The sequence below is a fragment of the Sulfuritalea hydrogenivorans sk43H genome (assembly GCF_000828635.1).
GTDB lineage: Bacteria > Pseudomonadota > Gammaproteobacteria > Burkholderiales > Rhodocyclaceae > Sulfuritalea > Sulfuritalea hydrogenivorans.
In genome coordinates, this window is record NZ_AP012547.1 from 419,881 (window position 1) to 442,920 (window position 23,040).

General features: G+C 62.7%; 18 protein-coding genes. 13 read left to right on the top strand and 5 right to left on the bottom strand.

Annotated elements, in window-relative coordinates; all coding sequences use genetic code 11:
- Window positions 1-65: 65 nt before the first annotated feature.
- The 3 genes from SUTH_RS02140 to SUTH_RS02150 are packed head-to-tail and all read right to left on the bottom strand — an operon-like array spanning window position 66 to window position 3,738.
- The gene (locus tag SUTH_RS02140; protein WP_041096738.1) at window positions 66-1,385 is read right to left on the bottom strand and encodes a sigma-54-dependent transcriptional regulator; all 1,320 of its coding nucleotides are present in this window, start codon (window positions 1,383-1,385) and stop codon (window positions 66-68) included.
- Entirely contained in the window at window positions 1,364-2,845 is a 1,482-nt protein-coding gene (locus SUTH_RS02145) for a sensor histidine kinase (protein ID WP_041096740.1), read from the bottom strand. The genes SUTH_RS02140 and SUTH_RS02145 overlap by 22 nt, the downstream gene beginning before the upstream one ends.
- The gene (locus SUTH_RS02150) at window positions 2,845-3,738 is read right to left on the bottom strand and encodes a substrate-binding domain-containing protein (protein ID WP_231851085.1); all 894 of its coding nucleotides are present in this window, start codon (window positions 3,736-3,738) and stop codon (window positions 2,845-2,847) included. The genes SUTH_RS02145 and SUTH_RS02150 overlap by 1 nt, the downstream gene beginning before the upstream one ends.
- 412 nt (window positions 3,739-4,150) lie before the next feature.
- On the opposite strand from SUTH_RS02150, the gene SUTH_RS02155 reads away from it, so the two are divergent.
- From SUTH_RS02155 to SUTH_RS02215, 13 genes are all read left to right on the top strand, one after another.
- A complete protein-coding gene (locus tag SUTH_RS02155) occupies window positions 4,151-6,703 on the top strand; it encodes a molybdopterin-dependent oxidoreductase (RefSeq protein WP_041096744.1) in 2,553 nt (850 codons plus the stop codon).
- 23 nt (window positions 6,704-6,726) lie between these two features.
- Complete coding sequence (locus tag SUTH_RS02160; RefSeq protein ID WP_041096746.1) at window positions 6,727-7,527, top strand: 4Fe-4S dicluster domain-containing protein; 801 nt, start codon at window positions 6,727-6,729, stop codon at window positions 7,525-7,527.
- Between the two features lie 46 nt (window positions 7,528-7,573).
- Complete coding sequence (locus tag SUTH_RS18185; RefSeq protein ID WP_052473089.1) at window positions 7,574-8,236, top strand: TorD/DmsD family molecular chaperone; 663 nt, start codon at window positions 7,574-7,576, stop codon at window positions 8,234-8,236.
- Window positions 8,237-8,260: 24 nt separating this feature from the next.
- Window positions 8,261-9,076, top strand: a complete 816-nt coding sequence (locus tag SUTH_RS02170) for a class I SAM-dependent methyltransferase (protein ID WP_084207217.1) — start codon at window positions 8,261-8,263, stop codon at window positions 9,074-9,076.
- 108 nt (window positions 9,077-9,184) lie between these two features.
- Entirely contained in the window at window positions 9,185-9,529 is a 345-nt protein-coding gene (locus SUTH_RS02175; RefSeq protein WP_041096750.1) for a c-type cytochrome, read from the top strand.
- Window positions 9,530-9,633: 104 nt separating this feature from the next.
- Window positions 9,634-11,634: a cytochrome b/b6 domain-containing protein gene (locus SUTH_RS02180; protein ID WP_041096752.1), complete on the top strand. Its 2,001-nt coding sequence runs from the start codon at window positions 9,634-9,636 to the stop codon at window positions 11,632-11,634.
- 71 nt (window positions 11,635-11,705) lie between these two features.
- On the top strand, window positions 11,706-12,044 hold the full coding sequence (locus tag SUTH_RS02185; RefSeq protein ID WP_041096754.1) for a c-type cytochrome: 339 nt from the start codon (window positions 11,706-11,708) through the stop codon (window positions 12,042-12,044).
- 186 nt (window positions 12,045-12,230) lie between these two features.
- Window positions 12,231-13,997 (top strand): ATP-binding protein, encoded by a 1,767-nt coding sequence (locus tag SUTH_RS02190; RefSeq protein ID WP_084207218.1) that lies wholly within the window; start codon window positions 12,231-12,233, stop codon window positions 13,995-13,997.
- Window position 13,998: 1 nt separating this feature from the next.
- Window positions 13,999-15,375, top strand: coding sequence for a sigma-54-dependent transcriptional regulator (locus SUTH_RS02195; RefSeq protein ID WP_041096756.1), 1,377 nt, complete (start codon window positions 13,999-14,001; stop codon window positions 15,373-15,375).
- 138 nt (window positions 15,376-15,513) lie between these two features.
- Window positions 15,514-17,430 (top strand): cytochrome c3 family protein, encoded by a 1,917-nt coding sequence (locus SUTH_RS02200; protein ID WP_041096758.1) that lies wholly within the window; start codon window positions 15,514-15,516, stop codon window positions 17,428-17,430.
- 121 nt (window positions 17,431-17,551) lie between these two features.
- Window positions 17,552-17,896 (top strand): c-type cytochrome, encoded by a 345-nt coding sequence (locus tag SUTH_RS02205; RefSeq protein ID WP_041096760.1) that lies wholly within the window; start codon window positions 17,552-17,554, stop codon window positions 17,894-17,896.
- Window positions 17,897-18,011: 115 nt separating this feature from the next.
- Window positions 18,012-20,018: a cytochrome b/b6 domain-containing protein gene (locus tag SUTH_RS02210; protein ID WP_041096762.1), complete on the top strand. Its 2,007-nt coding sequence runs from the start codon at window positions 18,012-18,014 to the stop codon at window positions 20,016-20,018.
- 71 nt (window positions 20,019-20,089) lie between these two features.
- Window positions 20,090-20,428, top strand: a complete 339-nt coding sequence (locus SUTH_RS02215; RefSeq protein ID WP_041096764.1) for a c-type cytochrome — start codon at window positions 20,090-20,092, stop codon at window positions 20,426-20,428.
- Window positions 20,429-20,571: 143 nt separating this feature from the next.
- Here the strand turns inward: SUTH_RS02215 and SUTH_RS02220 are convergent, their stop codons facing one another.
- The gene (locus tag SUTH_RS02220; protein WP_041096766.1) at window positions 20,572-20,760 is read right to left on the bottom strand and encodes a DUF3460 family protein; all 189 of its coding nucleotides are present in this window, start codon (window positions 20,758-20,760) and stop codon (window positions 20,572-20,574) included.
- A gap of 17 nt (window positions 20,761-20,777) precedes the next feature.
- Window positions 20,778-22,931 carry a RelA/SpoT family protein gene (locus tag SUTH_RS02225; protein ID WP_052473794.1) on the bottom strand — a complete coding sequence of 718 codons (2,154 nt, stop codon included), beginning with the start codon at window positions 22,929-22,931 and terminating at the stop codon, window positions 20,778-20,780.
- Window positions 22,932-23,040: the final 109 nt, after the last annotated feature.

Sequence of the window (23,040 nt, forward strand, 5' to 3'; positions counted from 1 at the left end):
TTCGATGAAATCAAAACCGCCGGCATGTCCGGCGGTTTTTTTGTCCATGAAATTGCACTTGGCGTTCAGCCGTCGGCCATTCCCAGCTTGCGCATTTTTTCCCAGAGATTCTTGCGGCTGATGCCGAGCAGGGCGGCGGTGTCGGCGATGCGGCCACCGCATTCGCTCAGCGCGCGGCGGATGTAGGCGCGCTCGCATTCCTGCAGGTGGTCGCTGAGTGGTTGCCGCAGCGCGTCGCTTTCCAGAGCGGGTGTTCCGCTGCCGCCGAACAGGTTTTCGGCGTTCAATACCGGTGTCAGCGAGAGCACGCAGGCGCGCTCAAGGCAGTGCTGCAACTCGCGAACATTGCCTGGCCAGGGATAGCGGGTGAGGGCGCGTTCGGCTTCAGAGGTCAGCGTGCGCCGGGTTTCACCCTTGCTCGCCCGGTCGTCGAGAAAACGCGCCGCGAGCCAGAGGATGTCCTCCTGCCGTTCGCGCAGAGGCGGCACGTGCAAGTGGATGACGTGGATCCGGTAGTACAGGTCCTCACGGAAGCTGCCTTGTTCCACCATGGCTTTCAGGTCGTGATGCGTGGCGCAGACCAGCCGGATATCTACCTTGTGCGATGTCGCGCCGCCAACCCGAACCACGGCCCTTTCCTGAATCGCACGCAGCAGCTTGACTTGCATCGAGGGCGGCATTTCGCCGATTTCGTCGAGGAACAGCGAGCCGCCGTCCGCCTGTTCGAACACCCCGCGTCGGTCGCGGTCGGCGCCGGTGAACGCACCTTTCTCGTGGCCGAACAGCTCCGACTCGATCAGGTTCTCGGGAATTGCGCCGCAATTGACCGCGACGAAAGGAGTCTTGCCATCGGGATCGCCGGCGCGGTGCAGGGCGCGCGCGACTTCTTCCTTGCCGGCACCCGACTCGCCCGAGACCAGCACAGCGCTGCGGCTGGCGGCCAGTCGTGGCAACAGTTCCTCGATCTGGCGCATGCCGGTTGAAATCCCGAGTTGCGCGACGGCGTTGCCCGCCGGGCGTTGCCGCTCGCACAGGCCGCGAATCTTGCCGATCAGTTCACCGACGTTGAAGGGTTTGGTGACGTAGTCGTGGGCCCCCAGCTTGAGCAGGCGCACGGCCTGGTCGATGGCGCCGTAACCGGTGATGAAGATGAATGGGGTCATGGCTTGCCCGGCATCGAGCAAGTCGCTGAACAGTTGCTCGCCGCTGATGTCCGGCAGATTGATGTCGCTCACCACCACGCTGTAGCGGCGTTGGCCAAGCCCGCGCCGGGCGGACTTGCCGTCGCGATACCAGTCGCAGGCGAAGCCCTCGAAGTCGAGGCGCTCGGAGAGCGCCTCGCCGATGATCGGATCGTCTTCGATCAGTGCGATGCGGTGCTGCATGGGGTTTCTCCAAGGGGCAGGTGGACCACGAATTCGACCTTGCCGTCGATGTTTCTCGCCGTGATGCGGCCGTTCAGCTGTGTCACGATTTGATAAGTGACCCAGAGGCCGAGGCCGTGCCCGCCAGCGCGCGTGGAAGCGAATGGCTCGAACAGGTGGGCAAGCTGTTCTTCGCCGAGCAGGGCGCCGTCGTTGCGCACCACGATGGCCAGGCAGGTCTCCGAATCGTCTTTGCGCCCCAGCCAAAGGCTGACATGGCCGTCCTCGTCCGCGGCCTGCACGGCGTTGAGCAACAGGTTGATCAGTATCTGGCGCACCAGGCTGGCCGGCGCCGGCAATTCGGCCGGCATCGCGGCCGACCATTCAAGCTGAATGCGGCGCTTGCCGACCTGCGGCTGGATCAGGGTATGGATGTCTTCGAGGTCATGCAGGTTCAGTGGGCGCGCCTGCACCCTGGTTTGCACCAGCAGTGCGGCGACGGTGTCGCGAATCTGTGTCAGGCCGCGATCGATCAGATCCAGGCTGCGCAAGGCGCGCGGGTCGAGGTCGCGGCGCAGCTTGAGGGTATCCACCACCGTGATCAACCCGGCCAGCGGATTATTGATTTCATGGGCGATGCCGGCGGTGAGCTGGCCGATCGCGGCCAGCCGTTCCGACTTGACCACTTCGGCCTCCAGCGCCGCCTTGTCGCGCAGCGCCAGGGCCATCTGGTCGTAGGCCTCGAACAGTTGTCCGAGTTCGTCGTGGTAGGGATACAGGCCCGAGGGCAGCGGTTCCGGTGCCTTCTCCAGCATCAGGCCCATGCGCTGCGCCAGATCGACCAGCGGCGCCGACATGCGGCTGCCCCAGTACCAGTTGATCGGAATCAGCACCGCCAGCACCAGCAGGCCGATGCCCAGCCCCTGCCAGATGGTGTCGATGAACCAGGGATGGAATACCGATTTGGAATAACGCAGGACCAGATGCCCCAGTTGCGCATCCTTGTGCACCACGGGCAAGGCCAGGTAGAGGTAGTCGGAGTTCGCCGGCTCCAGTACCAGTGGCCATTTCCTTTCGGGGGCGGCGTCGAGCCGCTCGTCGATCTGCCGCCAGTCGGCGCCCAGCGTGGCCGCCGCGGCGAGCATCGGCAGGGTTTCGGGATGGCTGGAAACGAACACCTTGCGGTCGCGTCCGAGTACCACGACGGCATCCACCTCGACCGGCGTCATGGCCGATTTCGCGCGTATCGGCGAGCGCACGATCTCGAAGGCGCGCCAGACGTCGTCGTGCAGCAGCGTCGGCGCCACGGTGTTGGCCAGCGTATGGGCGAGGTTCTCGGCGCTGACCACCACTGCGTTCTTCATGTCGTTGTAGGCGCGCGTCATCAGCGCGGCGCCGACGGCGAAGATCGACAGGCCGATCAGGAACGAGGTCCACAGCGGAATCTTGTGGCGAAAGGAGAGATTGAACAGCCAGCGCATCAGGCTTCGCCGAAGGCGCGCATCATGCGCGCCACGCCGTCGTACAGCGCCGGGCTGCCGGCGGTGAAGCCGTCCAGGTGCAGGCGGGCCAGCAGCTTGCGTCCGGCCTCCGTCTTCGCCGTGCCGATCAGGTGGTTCTGCATCTGCCGAAAGTCGGCGGCGCTTACCGAGCGATGGCTGACGAAGGGCGGAAAGCCATACTCCGGCGAGCGCCACACCACGCGCGTTCGCGCGGTCACGGTCGGCTCCACATGCGCCAGCGTCTCCCATATGTAGCTATCCACGGCACCGCCCTGCGCCAGCCCGGTGGCCACCGCCTCCACCACCTTGCGGTGCGACCAGGTGAAAAAGGTCTTGCGAAAGTAGGTCGCGGGGTCGCGGCCGAGTTGGCGGACTTCATAGCGTGGCGACAGATAGCCGGTATTTGAATACGGGTCGGCGTACGCAAAGATCGAGCCGGCCAGGTCGGCCATCGAGCGCGTCGTGGTGTTGTCCTTGTGCACGATCAGGTAGGAGCGGTAGTGCGGTCGCCCCTGGTAGAGCGGCACCGCCAGCAGGCGCACGGTGTCCTTCAGATGCAGGTAGGGGTAATCGCAGACCCAGGCGAATTCGAGTTTTTCCAGTTGCAGCAGGTCCATGGTTTCGCGGTAGCTGTCGCGCTGCACGAACTCCACGGGGCGGTTCAGCGAGGCGGCCATGAATTCGCGCCATTCGTCGAGCAGGCCATGCTGGTCGTGCAGGAAGGCCGGCGTCATGCCGACGCGAATTCGCCCGGCGGCTGCCTGTGACTTGCGGGTAAGCCCGACCAGAGCGGCGGCGGCGATGCATCCGCCTTGTATCAGCCACTGGCGGCGGTTACGGTTTGGTAACGGGATTCTCATGTCCGGATGCATGGAGGTCTCCTCGGTTACGGTGTGGTAACTATCTTAACCGGTTTCTGCCGCCGGTCCGTCCCTGCTCGCCCGCATGCGAGCCCAAGCTCCTGATGCTGCGGGGTTTGACTCCGATGGCATGGTTCTCGCAGATCGACAGGCAAGAGCATGTCGAGGCCGATGTCGTGAATCCTTCATTTCTCCCCATCCGAAATCTCCGTGACGCGCCAGGCGCCGTGCAGGCCGCGCTGTCCCGGACGCCGTACCGCCAGCGCCGACTTTCGGCAATGACTGATCGCCGTTCGTGCGGGCAGCGGAACGGGCTGATCGCGACCTGCTTCAGGTTACCGAGTAGTAACGCCAATTCGAGGCCGACACCGGGCGTCGGGGGGACAGATTTCAAATTGATCGAATACCGATACAGGAGGCAGTCATGAAATTGACAAGACGTGAGTTCATCAGGGCGTCGGCCGCATCCGCGGCCTGGATGCTCGGCGCCAACGCGTTGGCGGCCGACAAGCCGAAGGCCGCGCCCATGCCGTTCAAGAATGCGCTGATCCCGCGCAAGGCGCGGTCCAGCACACCGGCCAAGGGCGAATGGATAGCCAGTACCTGCCAGGGCTGCACCCAGTGGTGCGCGATCCAGCTGTACGTGTCGGGGGGGCGCGCAACCCGCGTGCGCGGCAACGAGATTTCCAAGAGCAACCACGGTTACGTCTGCCCGCGCGGCCACCTGATTCCGCAGCAGACCTACGATCCGGATCGCGTCAAGGTGCCGCTGAAGCGCACCAATCCGCTCAAGGGGCGCGGCATCGATCCCAAGTTCGTGCCGATCAGCTGGGACGAGGCGATGAACATCGTCGCCGACAAGATGCTCGAACTGCGCAACGCCGGCGAGCCCGAAAAGCTGATGTACATGCGCGGCCGCTACGGTCCGCTATCGCAGGAACTGCTCTACGGCACGCTGCCGAAGATTTTCGGAACCGGCCAGTACTTCTCGCACAGCGCGATCTGCGCCGAAGCAGAAAAGATGGGCCCGGGGCTGACCCAGGGTTTCTACGGCTATCGTGACTACGATCTCGAAAAAACCAATTGCCTGGTGATCTGGGGCTGCGACCCGTTGGCGTCCAACCGTCAGGTACCGAATACCATTCATCGCTTCCATGAGATCGTTGCGCGCGGCACGGTGATCGCGGTTGATCCGCGCCTGTCGAACGCCGCCGCCAAGGCCCACGAGTGGCTGCCGGTCAAGCCCGGCACCGACGGCGCGCTGGCCGGCGCCATCGCCCATGTGATCCTCACCGAAGGCCTGTGGAACAGGGAATTCGTCGGCGACTTCAAGGACGGCAAGAACCTCTTCGTCGCCGGTGAAATGGTGGACGAAGCCGCCTTCGTCGAGAAGGAAACCTCGGGTCTGGTCAAGTGGTGGAACCTCGAACTCAAGGACCGCACGCCGGCCTTTGGCGAAAAGGAATCGCTGATTCCTGCCGACCAGATCCTCCGCGTCGCGCGCGCCATGGGCAAGGCCGCGCCCAACACCGCAGTCTGGATGGGCCCCGGTGCGGCGATGATGCCTCGCGGCACCTATGCCGCCATGGCCGTGTATGCGCTGAACGGCCTGATGGGTTCGATTGACGTCGTTGTTCTGGAAGGCGCCCCGGGCGCGCCGCTCAACAAATTCCCCAGCACCGAGAAGTTCATCGATGAAGTCGCCAAGAAAGGCAGCAAGACAGGCAAGAAACTCGACGGTCGTGGCGAAAAGAACATGCCCGCCCTGATGGGTTCCGCGATGAACAACGTGCCCAACAACCTGCTCAAGGACCCGGGTGCGGTCAAGGTCATGCTTGCCTCCTGGAACAACTACAACCATTCCGCAACAGGCGCGAGTCGCTGGGACGAGGTCATGGCCAAGGTGCCCTTCTTCGCCCACATGGTCACCAACCCGTCGGAAATGACCCAGTTTGCCGACATCGTGCTGCCGTCCACCCACAACACGACCGAGGGCTGGAACATCATCACCAACGGCAGCAACGGCTACAGCTATGCCTCGATCCAGCAGAATCCGATCAAGCGCGTGTTCGACGTCAAGCAGGAAGAAAACGAGGTGGTGTGGCTGCTGGCGCAGAAGCTGAAGGCCAAAGGTTTCCCCAATCTGGCTGACTACTACGACACGATCAAGGATCCCGAGACCGGCAAGGCGGCGACCAATGAACTGGAGTTCGCCGAGATCACAACGAGGTTCCTCAGCGCGCCGATCTGGATGGCCAAGGAAGCGCCGAAGGGCGACGCCCAGATCAAGGGCTGGGCCGAGTTCAAGGCCAAGGGCATGTTCCACGGCCCGCGCTACACGCCGAAGAAGGGCTGGGGCGGCAAGTTCAAGAGCGAGACCAGGAAATTCGAGTTCTACAGCGCGACGCTCAAAAAGCGTCTGGGGGAGCATGCCAAGAAGCATGAGACCACCACCGACGACATCCTCACTGTCAGTGGCTATACGGCGCGCGGCGACCTCGCCTTCGTGCCGCACTATGAAGTTCCGAAGCGCAACGGCAGTCTGGAGGAGTTCCCCTTCACCTTCATCGACTACAAGTCGCGCCTGAACCGCGAAGGCCGCTCGCAGAACCTTCCTTGGTATCAGGAGTTCAAGAAGGTCGATCCGGGCGATGTGTCCTGGGGCGACGTGGTCAAGATGAATCCGGCCGACGGCGCCAGGCTGGGCCTGAAGACTGGCGACAAGGTCACCATCACCTCGCAGGCGGGTTCCATCACGGTCGATCTCAAGCTGTGGGAGGGTGTGCGTCCCGGCACCGTGGCCAAGTGCTACGGCCAGGGCCACTGGGCCTACGGCCGCGTGGCGACCAAGGACTATGCCAAGGCAGTGCCACTGGGCGGCAACAACAACACGATACTGGTCGATGACCTCGACCGCTTGAGCGGCTCCACGGCGCGCAACGGCGGCTTCACCGGCGTGCGGATCACCAAGGCCTGAGCGCCGCGGACAAGGAGAACATGATGAAACTAGGAATGGTTATCGATCTGTCGCGTTGTGTCGGTTGCGGCGCTTGCGCCTTTGCCTGCAAGACCGAGAACAACACGCGCAACCGCGCCAACGGCCAAAGTCACAACTGGGCCGATTTCCTGATGCACAGCGAGGGCACGTTTCCCAACACCCGTCATATGGTGATACCGGTGTTGTGCAACCACTGCGACGAGCCGCCCTGCATCAAGATCTGCCCGGGCAATCCGGAGAAGGCCGGCCCCGGCAAACCCTACAAGGCCCTGTTCAAGACGCCGGAAGGCATCACCCTGCACAACCCGGAACTCTGCGTCGGTTGCGGCGACTGCCAGACCAAGAACGGCTGTCCCTACAGCCACGAGAAGCTCGACGCCAAGAGCCTTACCGGCGAGACCTACAGCGTGATCAGCCTCAACGCGGCGGAAGACGAGCCCCAGCCGTTCTGGGCCGACAAGACCTCGGCGATTCCGGGCTGCACGTCATCGGGCGCGGAAGTGGCGGCCAGGGCCGGCGCACGGGTTCCGGCGATGAACGACTGGCAGGGCGGCGAGTTGAAGGCGATCCGTTCGGACGACGTCGTCGAGAAGTGCACCTTCTGCTACCACCGTGTGAGCAACGGCCTGCAACCGGCCTGCGTCGAGGTCTGTCCGTCCCAGGCGCGCATCTTCGGCGACCAGCAGGATCCGGCCAGCAAGATTTCTCAGATACTGAAGACAGAAAAGTCCTTCCGCTTGCAGGAAGAGAAAGGGACCAAGCCCAATGTGCACTACATCGGCAAGTACAGTCCCCGTGCGTGAAATAGAGACGGGGGCCGGCTTCGGCCGGCCTCTTTCAGGAGTCGCAATGATCGACTATGTCACCGGAGTCACCGGGGCGCGCGAGGATCTATGCCGATATCTCGCGGCCTGCTATTGCGAACCCAGCACTGTTTTCAGCGAAGAGCTCCTGTTCGATTCCATGGCGGCCGCGGCAAGCGCCATCGATTCCGGCCTCGCCGACTCCGCGCGCAAGCTGGGCGCAGCGTTTGTGGCGCAGGACCTGGAAACGTTGCTGGTCGACTACACGGCGCTGTTCATCGGACCTTCGCAACCCAGGGCCATGCCCTATGCGTCGTTCTGGCTGACCGACGACCAGTCGATGCGGCATGAGGCGACAATGGGGGTGCTCGATTTCTACGAGCAGGGCGGCTTCGAGGTCAGCGAGGAGCTTCACGAATTGCCGGATCACGTAGCAGTGGAGCTGGAATTTCTCTATGCGCTGATCTTCGCGCAGAACCAGGTGCAACCCGAAGGCGATGCCGAGGACGCGGCGGCGGCCAGTGCGCTGCATCGCCGCTTTGCCAGCGAACACATGAGCACCTGGATCGGGCCGTTCGCCGCCGCGGTCGGCTCGGGCGCCGAGACCGCGTTTTACCGCGAACTGGCCGCGCTCACCGAGCGTTTCGTGCGGCTTGAGGCCGCATGGGCGCCAACTGCAGGCGTTCCGGAAAATGGCCGGCCCAACTGAACTCCGTTCAGGGAGACAGCATCAATGGCACCCCCGTTAGCCATGCGCGAGTCAGTACGCGAACAATGTCTGGGCGACGTCTGGAGCAACGACCTCAACGACGTCTTTGCCGACGTCGCGCCCTATTACGACCGCGCGAACAACATTGCGGCCCTCGGCCAGTTCGGCAACTTCCTGCGGCGTTTCATGCAGCAGGTGGATTTGCAGCCGGGGCAGAAGGTGCTCGATGTCTGCGCCGGCACCAACGCCATCGGCATCGCCCTGCTCACGCGTGAGCCGACACTTGACGTGCATGCCATGGACCGCAGCGCGGAGATGCAGACCGTGGGGCAGCAGAATGCCACGGCGCTGGGCTTCCAGATCAAGAGCACCATCGGCGACGTGCATACGCTGCCCTTCCCGGACAATCATTTCGATGTCGCCACCCTGCAATTTGCCTCGCGCCACCTGCGCGTGCGCGAGGTATTTACCGAGATATTGCGGGTACTCAAGCCCGGCGGGCATTTCCACCATTCCGACATGTTGCGGCCACGAAACGTGATCGTGAAGAATTTCTACTACGCCTATTTGCGAGGGTGTCTTGGATTGACGGGGCTGATTGTCGGCAGTGGTCCGGCGGCGGTGAGGGCCAAGCAGTACTTCATGGACGCTCTGGAGCTGTTCTACACCGCCGAAGAGCTGTCGATCGTGCTGCGCGAACTGGGCTTTGTCGAGGTGACCGTGGATATGGTGTTCCACGGGATGCTGGGCTTCCATCGCGCGGTGAAGCCGGCGGCCAGAGACGCCGATGCCGCGAGTGCGGGCGCGGGGGAAACATGCCTGGATGTAGGAATCGTCTGATTGACATGGGGTATTCGCGCGGACTAACGTTCCGCGGGAGTATTCTGCATGTCGAGGTAGTGCCGGCCGGGGCCGGGAGTTCATTTCAACTTTAACTGGAGTCTTGCCATGAAAATCCATACCACTCTCGTGCTGACCGGGTCGCTGGTTGTTGCCCTTGCCGGAATTGCACCGGCCCATGCCCAGGTCGACGAAGCGGCGGCGCAGGCGCTGGCCAAGAAGAACGACTGCTTCAAGTGTCATGCCGTAGACAAGACCAAGAAGGGTCCCTCCTACAAGAAAATCGCCGCCAAGTACAAGGAAAAGAAACTCGGCGAGAAGGAGGCCATCAAGCAGATGACCACCTCCCCCAAGGTCAAGCTTGAAGACGGCACCGAAGAAGACCACAAGAACATCGAGACCAGGGACCCGAAGGAGCTGAGCAACCTGGCGCAGTGGATCCTTTCGCGCTGACCTAGCCACGTTTGCCGGGAGTTCGTCGAGGGGCACCGGCATGATCGGCAACGGCCGCCTGCGGCCGTTGCCGGAAATACAACGACTCACGGGGAACGGACATCATGGGCATCAACCAGTGGGCCGCATGGCTTGCCGCAGCAGCGCTTGGCCTTGCCGGAGGCCTGGGCAGCGCCGCAGCCGCCAACGCGCCATCGGCGCCCGCCGCACAGAAACTCGACAACGCCACTTGCCAGGGCTGCCATGACGGCAAGAAGGGCAAGCTGGAAGTGCCCAAGGCCGACGGCGAGAAGCGCGAACTGCTGGCCGTGAACCCCGACAAGTACACCAAGAGCGTGCACGCCAAGATGGAGTGCGTCGCCTGCCACAAGGAAATCATCGATAGCGTCGCGCCGCACCAGAAGCCGGCCGGTGTGAAGAAAGCCGAGTGTGCCCAATGCCACCTCGATTTGTGGGAGGCCGCGAAGAAGGACAACAAGGCCGCGGAGAAGCCACGCCTCGGTATCGTCGTGGAAAACGTCGAGGCCTACAAGAAATCCTTCCACGCCAAGCAGAACAAGGACGACGAGACCAGGCTCAATGCGATTTGCAGCGATTGCCACAATGTGCACACCTTTGACGTGCCGCCGCGCGGCACGCAGGAGCGCAAGGAATGGCACCTCGCGGTGCCGGCCGTCTGCGGCAAATGCCATGAGGACCACCTGGAGGATTGGACCGGCTCGGCGCACGGCCGCGAAGCCGACAAGAAGAATTTCAAGACGGCGGTCTGTTCCGACTGCCACACCACCCACGACATCGTCGGCAGTTCCACCGACAAGGCCAAGCTGGCGATCACCGCGAGTTGCGGCGATTGCCACAAGGATGCCTACGAGTCCTACAAGGCCTCCTATCACGGCCAGGTTAACCGGCTGGGCTACGCCTATACCGCCAAGTGCGCCGATTGCCATGGCAGCCATGCCATCGAAGCTTCGAAGGATCCGAAATCGAAGATGCACGAGAAGAACCGGCTCAAGACCTGCCAGAAGTGCCACAGCGGCAAGGAAGGCAAGCCCGGGCTGGCGACTGCCGGCTTCCTCAGCTTCAGCCCGCACGGCAACAGCCACGACTTTGCCAAGTACCCGGAAATCTGGTTGACCACCAAGGCGATGATCGCCCTGCTGGTCGGGGTCTTCGCCTTCTTCTGGCTGCATTCCGGCCTGTGGTGGTATCGCGAGTATGCGGATCGCAAGCAAGGCAGGAGCGTGCCGCATGTCATGACCGACAAGCTGCCGCCCGAACTCGCCACCAGGCATGTCAAGCGCTTCGGTCCGATGTGGCGCATCGCGCACCTGCTGTTCGCCTTGAGCGTGATGCTGCTGGTGCTGACCGGGATGGCGGCCTTCTTCCCCGAGACCAGCTGGGCCAAGGCAGTGATGGCGGCCTTCGGTACTCCGAAAATCGCCGGGCAGGTACACCGTCTGGCGGCCTACACCATGCTGGGCATCTTCGCCCTCCATCTGGTGGCGGTCTCGATCAGCATCGCCCGCAAGTGGAAGGACTTCAGGTTCTTCGGCCCCGACTCCTTCGTGCCGAACTGGAAGGACATGTACGACATGATCGGCATGTTCAAGTGGTTCGTCGGCAAGGGGCCGCGCCCCGCGATCGAACGCTGGTCCTACTGGGAGAAGTTCGACTACTGGGCGGTGTTCTGGGGTATGGCCATCATCGGCGGCAGCGGCATGATGCTCGCCTTCCCGCACGTGGTTGCCGCCTACCTGCCGGGCTGGGTGTTCAACGTGGCGATGGTGGTGCATGGTGAAGAAGCGGTGCTCGCCGCCGTGTTCCTCTTCACGGTGCACTTCTTCAACAACCACTTCCGGCCCGACAAGCTGCCTCCGCCGGATGTGGTGATGTTCACCGGCACGCAGTCGCTGCAGGAGTTCAGGCACGAGCACCGGGCGCAATACGATCGCCTGGTGGCGAGCGGCGAACTGGAGAAATATCTGGTCGACGCGCCGTCGGCGCCCTTCACGCTGGCGTCGAAGATTCTCGGCCTGGTGCTGATTGCCTTCGGCCTGACGTTGCTGACGCTGATCGTCATCGGCTTCCTCGGCGGCGGTCACTGAGCGATTCCCGCTTCGAGGCGCCTGCCTTGAAGCGGGATCATCGCAGACCGGATGAGCGGGGACAACTGGCCATGAAGAAGGCGCTTGCGCTGGCAGGAATCCTGCTGCTTGGAATGGCCGCGTACGGCCCGGCGCGGGCGGAGGCCGACGCGGAGGCCGCCAGGGCGCTGGCAAAGCGCAACGACTGCTTCAAGTGCCACGCCATCGACAAGACCAAAAAGGGCCCCGCCTACAGCAGGATCGCCACCCGATTGAAGACAAGGCCCGATGGTGTGGAAACGATCATCGAACACATCACGACGGGACCCATGATTCAACTGGCGGATGGCAGCGACGAGAAGCACAGGATCATCGATACTAAGGACCCCGCCGAGCTGAAAAACCTAGCGCAGTGGATACTCTCATTTTGAATGAAGCCTCTCCGCAGCAAGGCGGACGAGTCAAGTATGTTCTGATGAAGTCTCTGCGCAGCGGGACGATCGAGCAAAATACGCTCCCCAAGCCGCTGCGGATGACTACACGCAGAGAGGTTTCCGGGATGCGCATTTCCAGGACCGGGTTGCCACCGGCGCACGACAGGCGCAGACTTGCTGACCATGACTTCCGTTACTCCGGCCCGACAGCCCCGGCGCGTCAAGGCGGCTTTCATCGGCCCGATTGCGCTCGCACTGACCTTCGTCATGTGCGTGTTTGCCGTCGCCATTTACCTGGTCGAGGCCAGCATACGCGACCGGGACCTTGCCGAGCGATCGGCCGCGGTGGCGAAACTGTTCGAGCAGAAGCTGGACAAGGATGCCAACCTCATGCGCGCGGTCCTGCGCGCGATGACCACCAACCGGGCACTGGAAAAGTCGTTTCGCGACGGTGACCGCGCCAGTCTGGCGCGACAGACGGGGCCGCTGTTCGATACCCTGCGCGCCGAGCATCGAATCACCCACCTCTATTTCACCGGCATCGATCTGATCAACCTGTATCGCGTGCATAGCCCCGGCGAGTTCGGCGATGAAATCGACCGGCTGACGATGAAGAAGGCCAGGGACCAGGCCGCCGCCGCGAGCGGCCTCGAACTCGGGCCGCTGGGAACGCTCACCCTGCGGATGGTGATGCCGTGGAAGCATGACGACAAGGTGTTCGGCTACCTCGAAATCGGCGAAGAAGTCGAACAGTTGCTGGATGAAATACGCGACAGCCTGACGGTCGATCTGGCCGTGCTGGTCGACAAGAAGTTTCTGCGCCCCGAACAGTGGCAGCGCGGGTTGCACATGATGCAGCGACAGGGGGACTGGGAGCGCTTTGCAAATCATGTCGCCCTGGCGCAGACCAGCGGGCAGTTGCCGGCTACCTTTGACAAGCGCATGCTCGACGGATTGCATGCTGGACGCAACGCGGTCATCGGCGACCGCGGGCGGTCGCTTCACGTGGCGCTGGTGCCGCTTGAGGATGCCGGCGGGCGCCACATCGGGGAGCTGGTGGTGATTCGCGACATCACGAAATTGCAGGCGACCTTTGGCCGGTCGATCGCGACGGTTACCCTGGTCAGCCTGCTGGTTGCCGCGGGCGTGCTGGCAATTTTCTATTTCGCCCTCGACCGGGTGGAACGCGACTACCAGCGGCAGCATGACCTCGAGCACCAGATCCTGCGTTTCAACACGGAGCACCACCGCATTCTGCAACTCGAAAAGCTTTCGGCGCTGGGAACCATGGTCGGCGGCATTGCCCACCAGCTCAACAATCCGCTGGTCGGCGTGGTCAACATGGCCCAGCTTGCCGAACGCGAAACGGACAATCCGCAACAAACACGCGAATTGCTGGGCGAGATCCGGCGTGCGGGCGAGGACTGCCGCGCTTTCGTCCGCCGCATGCTGGAGTTTTCGAAGGTGTCGTGCTTCGACAGCAAGCCGACGCCGATGGCACCCCTGATCGAGGACACGGTACTCATGTTCCGCCAGGCGGAGGATCGGCATCATCCGGTCGAAGTCCGCCTGCCGGAGGAGCCGGTGGTGCTGATGGTCGATCCCATCCTGATTCGCCACGCGCTGTTCAACCTGCTGCTCAACGCCGCCCAGGCGGCGAGCGGCGACGATCCGATCGTCATTACGCTGGAGCCGGAGGTCGATCCGGACGGAAATGCTTCGGGCTGGTCGCTCGCGGTCACGGATCGAGGCCCGGTGATTCCGCCGGATGTGCTGGAAAAGGTCTTCGTTCCGTTCTTCACCACGCGCAGCGACGGCACCGGGCTGGGTCTTCCCGTGGTTCAGCATGTAGCCTTGCTGCACGGCGGCCATGTCTCGGCAAGCAGTGCACCGGGCGATGGCACGCGATTTGCAATCTGGCTCCCCATGACTCAGCCCAAGGCCGCTTGAAATGCTCCCCAGAATTCTGGTGGTGGATGACGACCACTACACCCGGACCCTGCTCAAACGCCTTCTGAAAAAGTCGGCGGAGCTCAGCCTTGCTGCCGATGGCGAGGAGGCGCGGCGCCTGTTCGCCACCGAGGATTTCAACCTGGTGCTGATGGATCAGCGCCTGCCCAAGGACAACGGCATCGATCTGGCGCGCGAATTCCGTGCCCGGCGGCCGAAACTCGTGACGATCCTGATGACCGGCTTTGCCGATGTCCGCGATGCGGTGGCTGCGGTGCGTGAAGGCCTGTTCGACTACCTGACCAAGCCGTTCGAGGATCTCGAAGCCTTGGAGGCGGTAATCGGCAAGGCGCTCGAGCTCGATGCCGCCTACCGGGAGATCGACGGTCTGCGCACTCGACTCGCCGCCGAGTCGGGTGCGCCGGCGACGGTTGGGCAGTCACCGGCCATGGAGCGCCTGCTCGACCAGGTTCGCCAAGTCGCCGGCCTCGATACTACCGTGTTGCTGGAAGGCGAAAGCGGAACCGGCAAGGATGTTGTCGCCAGGCTGTTGCATGCGTGGAGCGCGCGCGCGGAGAAGCCCTTCCTCGAAGTCAATTGCGGCGGCCTCCCGGAATCGCTGCTGGAAAGCCTGCTCTTCGGCCACGAGAAGGGGGCATTCACCGGGGCGACGCAGGCAAGTCCCGGCTATTTTGAAAAAGCGCATGGCGGCAATCTGTTCCTGGACGAGATCGCCGACATGAGTCCAAAGTTGCAGAGCAGCTTGCTGCACGTGCTGCAAAGCCATCAATTCACGCGGATTGGCAGCACCCAGCCGCGGACCGCCGATTTCCGCCTGATCTGCGCCACGAATCGACAGCTGTCTTCCGAAGTTCAGGCGGGTCGCTTTCGCGAGGACCTGTTCTATCGCATCAACGTGGTTGCACTGCGCCTGCCACCCTTGCGCGAGCGACACGGAGACATCATTCTCCTGGCCGCCCATTTTCTCGATTATTTCAACGCCAAATTCGACAAGAACTGCGGCCCCTTCACCGCGGCGGCAGTGCGCCTGCTCGAAACCAGCCAGTGGCCAGGCAACGTGCGCCAGTTGAAGCATTGCATCGAGCGTGCGGTGGCACTTCATCCGGGGGGGCCGATCGATGGCACGCATTTGTTCATGGCAGGCGAGGCTGCCATGAACACCTCACTCACCAACGCAGCGGCGTCTGTCGCCGCGCTACGTTATCAGGATGTGCGTGCCGGTTTCGAGCGCGAATATTTCCAGCGCCTGCTCGATGCGGCCGGAGGAAACATGTCCGAGGCGGCGCGTCTGAGCGGCATCCCGCGACAGAATCTCTATGTGCGCATGAAGCGATGGGGGATTGTCACTAATCAGTGACATGCGTCTTTGTATTGTGACAACCTGGTAGTCGATTCCCGGGCGTGACCATTGACAGTTCTAGAGAAAAATCAAGTCTGCTGGTGGCACAGGGATTGCTCGTCTCCCTTCGAACAGTCGAACAACAAGGGGATCGTCATGAACAAAAAAATTATCGGAAGCTTGCTGGTGATCGCTTCCGCGTTCCTGATCTACGGTTGTACGGGCGGAGTGAAGAGCTACCCGAACACCGCTTTCAAGGGCGTGGTCGAGGATGGCAGCAAGGAGACCTTCCTCAAGGTGGCCGATGCCACGGTCTGGCTGATTCCCGCCAACGACATCGCGGCGATGGGCAAGACGCCGATCGAAGTCAAAAAGGACTCACCGAACGACGAGCCGCTGGAAGACAGCCTGGCCGCCAATCGCGGACGCTACCTGAATGCGAAGACCAATGCCAAGGGTGAATTCAGCTTCGCCGACGTGCCCGGCGGCAAATACTTTGTCTATGTCGAACCGGCCACCAGCAAGTATCTGCCGGGTGGCGACAAGTCGCGCAAGGCTCTGGGCACGGATGAACTGGGCGCCGCGCCGATGCTGATCAAGATTTCCGGCAACGTGCCGCCCGATGCCAAATACATCGGCAGCACCGCTTGCATCGAATGCCACGAAGACCAGAAGCACATCACCAAGACCCTGCACCGGCTGGGCATGACGGTCATCGGCAAGCCGAGCAAGCTGCAGGATCATTCCCGCTTCCCGGAATTCAACAAGGGCCTGGACAAGCTCATGGCCGGCACCAAGTTCTGGTTCCACGGTTTCGACAAGGGCCGCGGCTTCGACAAGTACCAGATCGCCACCAAGGCACCGGCCGATGCCGCGTCGGCAAGTTTCACCGCCACTTTCTACAAGGACACCGACGGCAAGCTCAAGCTGCGTACCGAAAACCTGCGTGACAGCGCGGACAAGCCCCGCACCTATACGGTGGACATGACCTACGGCGGCGGCCTTTACAAGCAGCGCTACCTGGTGCGCGTTGGTGCCAACCTGTTCCCCTTCGTGCAGTTCAACCAGAACGGCGACGACAGCTTTGCCGACCGTACCCGCAAGCCCTGGCGCGACTACCACGCCGACTGGTTCTACAACGAGGAGAAAAAGCAGCTGACCGATCCGCCACAGGCCAAGTCCTTCGACAAGGAATGCGCATCCTGCCACTACGCCGGCTACACGCTGACCAAGAACGCCAAGGGTGATTACATCGCCGGCGCCGTCAATGATCGCAACGGCGAGATGGACATCGACGGCGACGGCAAGCCCAACGAGCTAAACCTGGGTTGCGAAACCTGCCACGGCCCCGGTTCGGTGCACGACAAGGCAAAAGAAATCGACATGCCCGCCACCATCGTCAGCCCCAACAAGCTCTCGGCGGAACGCGCCGATGTGTTGTGCGGGCAGTGCCACAGCCGGCCCCAGGGATTCCTGAACAACGACCAGCCGGTGAACAAGGACAACAAGATGATGTTGCCGGGCACCTCGCGCAACCGCTTCCTCACGGAATACACCACCCGGGCGGACGGCAAGGACGCCGACTTCTGGGCGGACGGACAGCATTCCAAGAGCCACCACCAGCCCTACTCGGACCTGATCAAGGCGAAAAAATATCGCAACGGCACCCAGCTGGTGGCGTGCTCCGACTGCCATGATCCGCACGGTAACGGCAAGTCGCTGCATCAGCTGAAGCACGATCCGAAGACGCCAGAGGTGTGCACCGCCTGCCACAAGAACCGCGACAGCATGAAGGATCATCTGGCGGACAAGGCCAGGTGCACGGTGGATCCCGCCAAGATCACCTGCATCGACTGCCACAACGCCAAGACCGCACAGACTGGCGCCGGCTTCGGCAAGGGCCTGCTCAACAAGGACGGCAAGAACTACTGGGTCAACGACATCAGCTCGCACGTCTATGACGTTCCGCGCAAGGACAACAAGGGCGTCAAGGGTGTGGAACCGGGCAAGGCGATGCCGATCCCCTACACCAACTCCTGCGGCGCGGCTTGCCACGATACGAAGAATCTTTAGCAGGGGCTTTCGATGAAATCAAAACCGCCGGCATGTCCGGCGGTTTCTTGTCAAGTTGCCATACCGACCTTGTCTTGATTGGCGACACAAACTTTTTCAGCAACTTTTTCGGAGTCGAACCATGAAAACCCAAACCACCCTGCTGCTGACCGGATCGCTGATTTTCGCCCTGACCGGAATCGCGCCCGCGCATGCCCAAGTCGATGAGGTGGCCGCCAGGGCGCTGGCCAAGAAGAATGACTGCTTCAAGTGCCACGACGTCGCCAAGAGCAAGAAAGGCCCTTCGTATCAGAAGATCGCCGCCAAGTACAAGGAAAAGAAACTCGGTGAGAAAGAGGCCATCAAGCAGATGACCACCGGGCCGAAGGTCAAGCTCGAAGACGGCACCGAAGAAGATCACAAGAACATCGAGACCCGGGATCCGAAGGAGCTGAGCAATCTGGCGCAGTGGATCCTTTCGCGCTGATCCGGCATCTCCCGCTGACGCCCGGCACATGGCTTTCGGCGGGATGCTTTCCAGGCATGCGCGCCGCGCGGAGCGGTGAGTGCCTGAACATCCAGAAACACCGGGAATTCTGATCATGCGTACCAGCAAGCTTGCGGCGTGGATTGCAACGGCGGCCGTTTTTGTGGCCGGTAGCCTGGCGAGTGTATCGGTCGTGGCGGCCAGCAGTCCGGCGCCTGTCACGCAAAAACTCGACAACGCCACCTGTCAGACTTGCCACGACGGCAAGAAGGGCAAGCTCGAAATGCTCGCCAGCAATGGCGAAAAGCGCGACGTCAAGACCGTCGGTCCGGACAAGTACGCCAGGAGCGTGCACGCCAAAATGGAGTGCGTCGGCTGCCACAAGGACATCATCGACAGTGTCACGCCGCACCAGAAGCCGGCCGGCGTCAAGAAGGTTGAATGCGCGCAATGCCACCTCGACCTGTGGGAAGCCACGCAGAAGGACGGCAAGGCCGCCGAGAAGCCGCGGCTGGGCATCGTCGCCGACAACGTTGCGGCCTACCGCAAATCCTTCCACGCCAAGCCGGACAAGGATGATCCCACCAAGCAGATGGCCATCTGCAGCGATTGCCACGACGTACACAGCTTCGATGTACCGCCACGCGGTACCCAGGAACGCAAGGAATGGCACCTGACCGTCCCCAATGTGTGCGGCGAGAAGTGCCATACCGATCATCTGGAAGATTGGACCGGGTCTGCGCACGGCCGCGAAGCCGACAAGAAGAATTTCAAGACGGCGGTCTGTTCCGACTGCCACACCACCCACGACATCGTCGGCAGTTCCACCGACAAGGCCAAGCTGGCGATCACCGCGAGTTGCGGCGATTGCCACAAGGATGCCTACGAGTCCTACAAGGCCTCCTATCACGGCCAGGTTAACCGGCTGGGCTACGCCTATACCGCCAAGTGCGCCGATTGCCATGGCAGCCATGCCATCGAAGCTTCGAAGGATCCGAAATCGAAGATGCACGAGAAGAACCGGCTCAAGACCTGCCAGAAGTGCCACAGCGGCAAGGAAGGCAAGCCCGGGCTGGCGACTGCCGGCTTCCTCAGCTTCAGCCCGCACGGCAACAGCCACGACTTTGCCAAGTACCCGGAAATCTGGTTGACCACCAAGGCGATGATCGCCCTGCTGGTCGGGGTCTTCGCCTTCTTCTGGCTGCATTCCGGCCTGTGGTGGTATCGCGAGTATGCGGATCGCAAGCAAGGCAGGAGCGTGCCGCATGTCATGACCGACAAGCTGCCGCCCGAACTCGCCACCAGGCATGTCAAGCGCTTCGGTCCGATGTGGCGCATCGCGCACCTGCTGTTCGCCTTGAGCGTGATGCTGCTGGTGCTGACCGGGATGGCGGCCTTCTTCCCCGAGACCAGCTGGGCCAAGGCAGTGATGGCGGCCTTCGGTACTCCGAAAATCGCCGGGCAGGTACACCGTCTGGCGGCCTACACCATGCTGGGCATCTTCGCCCTCCATCTGGTGGCGGTCTCGATCAGCATCGCCCGCAAGTGGAAGGACTTCAGGTTCTTCGGCCCCGACTCCTTCGTGCCGAACTGGAAGGACATGTACGACATGATCGGCATGTTCAAGTGGTTCGTCGGCAAGGGGCCGCGCCCCGCGATCGAACGCTGGTCCTACTGGGAGAAGTTCGACTACTGGGCGGTGTTCTGGGGTATGGCCATCATCGGCGGCAGCGGCATGATGCTCGCCTTCCCGCACGTGGTTGCCGCCTACCTGCCGGGCTGGGTGTTCAACGTGGCGATGGTGGTGCATGGTGAAGAAGCGGTGCTCGCCGCCGTGTTCCTCTTCACGGTGCACTTCTTCAACAACCACTTCCGGCCCGACAAGCTGCCTCCGCCGGATGTGGTGATGTTCACCGGCACGCAGTCGCTGCAGGAGTTCAGGCACGAGCACCGGGCGCAATACGATCGCCTGGTGGCGAGCGGCGAACTGGAGAAATATCTGGTCGACGCGCCGTCGGCGCCCTTCACGCTGGCGTCGAAGATTCTCGGCCTGGTGCTGATTGCCTTCGGCCTGACGTTGCTGACGCTGATCGTCATCGGCTTCCTCGGCGGCGGTCACTGAGCGATTCCCGCTTCGAGGCGCCTGCCTTGAAGCGGGATCATCGCAGACCGGATGAGCGGGGACAACTGGCCATGAAGAAGGCGCTTGCGCTGGCAGGAATCCTGCTGCTTGGAATGGCCGCGTACGGCCCGGCGCGGGCGGAGGCCGACGCGGAGGCCGCCAGGGCGCTGGCAAAGCGCAACGACTGCTTCAAGTGCCACGCCATCGACAAGACCAAAAAGGGCCCCGCCTACGCCCGCGTGGCGGCCCGGCTGAAGACCAAGCCCGACGCCGTGGCAGTGATCGTCGAGCACATTACCGCCGGCCACATGGTCCAGTTGCCGGACGGCACCGACGAGAAGCACCCGATCATTGACACGAAGGATCCGGACGAGCTCAGTAATCTTGCCCTGTGGATTCTTTCACTGTGACAACGGTGGAGGCAAATGCCGCAAGACAAAGTCGGCGCTGGCGAGACGCCGACACAGATGCCCGCTGAAGCTCCGGAAAGCGTTCAGCGATCCGGACGGGTACCGTGCGGCCAAGATGACTTCTGCCGCAGGAGAGCTGCCTTCTAATTCGCGTCGTAGTAATAGGCCTTGTTCGGCACTCTCGCGGCTTCGGCTTCCTTCATCGTGTCCAGCGCCTGCGGCGGCTTGTCCCACCACAGTGCGCGGCCCTTCTGCTGCTCGCGCGATTCTTCGGGATGCTTTTCCATCCATTCGCGCATGAACTTGGTGTGCTCGGATTCATAAAGGGCCATCAGGTTTCCTTTCCAGTCTAGTGTTGTTTCGGATCGACGTAACGGGTGATGCGCACCACTTCGGGTACGCGGCGCAGGGTGCGCAGGATGCGGGCGAGATGGCTGCGGTCGGTCACCTGCAGCGTGAAGAACAGGGTGGTGGCCTCGCCGTGGTCTTCATCCATGCTGATATTGACGATGTTGGAGTCGGCTTCGGCGATGCCGGACGCAAGCCGCGCCAGCACGCCGCGCACATTCTTGGCGACGACGCGAATGCTCGCCTCGAACATGCCGGTGATGCCTGATTCCCATTCGACATCGACCCAGTTGCCGCGCTCGCTGCGCAGCTTGGTGATGGCGGTGCAGTCGTGCGTGTGCACCACCAGCCCCTGGCCCTTGCGGATGAGTCCGACGATAGGGTCGCCGGGAATCGGCCGGCAGCAGTTGCCGAGCTTGACCGCGACGCCTTCCGCGCCATGGATCAGGATCGCCTGATGCGGCCGGTTTTCGGTTGCGATGCCCGCAACGGCGTCCTCGGCGCCCTCGGCCAGTCGTCTTGCGACAATTGCCGGCAGGCGCTTGCCGAGGCCGATGTCCGCCAGCACGGCGCGTTGCGAGCGGGCGCCCGAGGCGCGCTTGAAGCGGTCCCAGGCCTGGGCCGGAAGCTTGGCCAGGGCCAGGCCCAGATCGCGCAAGGCGTGCGACAGCAGGCGTTCGCCGAGCGCGGCGGACTCTTCATGCTGCTGCGTGTTGAGAAAATGGCGGATCTTGGAGCGCGCCCGCGCGCTTTTGACGTAGCCGAGCCAGGCTGGATTGGGCGCGGCATTCGGCGCGGTGATGATCTCGACGCGGTCGCCGTTGCGCAATTCGGTGCGCAAGGGCATGGTCTCGAAATTGACGCGGCAGGCCACGCAGCGGTCGCCGATGTCGGTATGCACGGCGTAGGCCATGTCCACCGGCGTCGAGCCGCGCGGCAGGGCGAAGATCTTGCCCTTGGGGCTGAACACGTAGACCTCGCTGGGGAACAGGTCGACCTTGACGTGTTCGAGGAACTCCGAGGAATCGCCCGTGGTGGATTGCAGTTCGACCAGCGATTGCAGCCACTTGTGGGTTTTCTGCTGCAACTGGTCGAGCGCCGATTCGTCCTTGTACAACCAGTGCGAGGCGACGCCGGATTCGGCGACATGGTGCATGTGCGGGTCGCGAATCTGGATTTCCACCGGCGTGCCGAAGGGACCGATCAGGGTCGTGTGCAGCGACTGGTAGCCGTTCGCCTTGGGGATGGCGATGTAATCCTTGAACTTGCCCGGCACTGGCTGGTACAGCGCATGCAGCGCGCCGAGCGCCAGGTAGCAGGTGGGGCGATCCTTGACGATGATGCGGAAACCGTAGATGTCGAGCACCTGCGAAAAGGAGAGGTGCTTGTCGCGCATCTTGCGATAAATGCCGTAGAGATGTTTTTCGCGGCCCATCACCTCGGCATCGATGCCGGCCTCGGGCAGCGTCTTGCGAATGGCTTCGAGGATTTTGCTGACCACCTCGCGCCGGTTGCCGCGCGCGCCTTTCACGGCCTTGGACAGTACGCGGTAGCGCAGCGGGTGGGCATGGCGGAAAGCCATCTCCTGCAATTCCCGGTAGAGCGCGTTGAGGCCGAGCCGGTTGGCGATCGGCGCGTAAATGTCCAGCGTTTCGCGCGCGATCCGCCGCCGTTTTTCGGGCCGCATGACGTCGAGCGTGCGCATGTTGTGCAGGCGATCGGCCAGCTTGATCAGGATCACGCGCACGTCGCGCGCCATGGCCAGCAGCATCTTGCGGAAGTTTTCGGCCTGGGCTTCCTCGAAGCTTTGGTGCTCGATCCGATCCAGTTTTGAGACGCCATCGACCAGTTCGGCCGCGACCTTGCCGAAGCGCTCGGCAATCTGGTCCTTGGTGATCGACGTGTCTTCCATCACGTCATGCAGCAGCGCCGCCATCAGGGCGTGGGCGTCGAGATGCCAGCCGGCCAGCGTTTCGGCCACCGCCAGCGGATGCGAAATATAGGGCGCGCCGGAAAGGCGCATCTGGCCTCGGTGCGCGGCATCGGCAAACACGTAGGCGGAACCGACGCGGGTGATCTCTTCAGGCTTGAGGTAGGTTGCGAGCCGGGCGTTGAAGCGTTCCAGGTCTTCGGCGAGATCGACCGGCGGGTGCATGTCCGCCGAGATCAGCGGCGACTCGTCGGCGGCGGCAAGCGCTGCGTCGGGTTCAGCCGGCGCGGCAGGGGCGCCGGCAGCAGGGGCGGGGGGTGACACAGACGGCGTC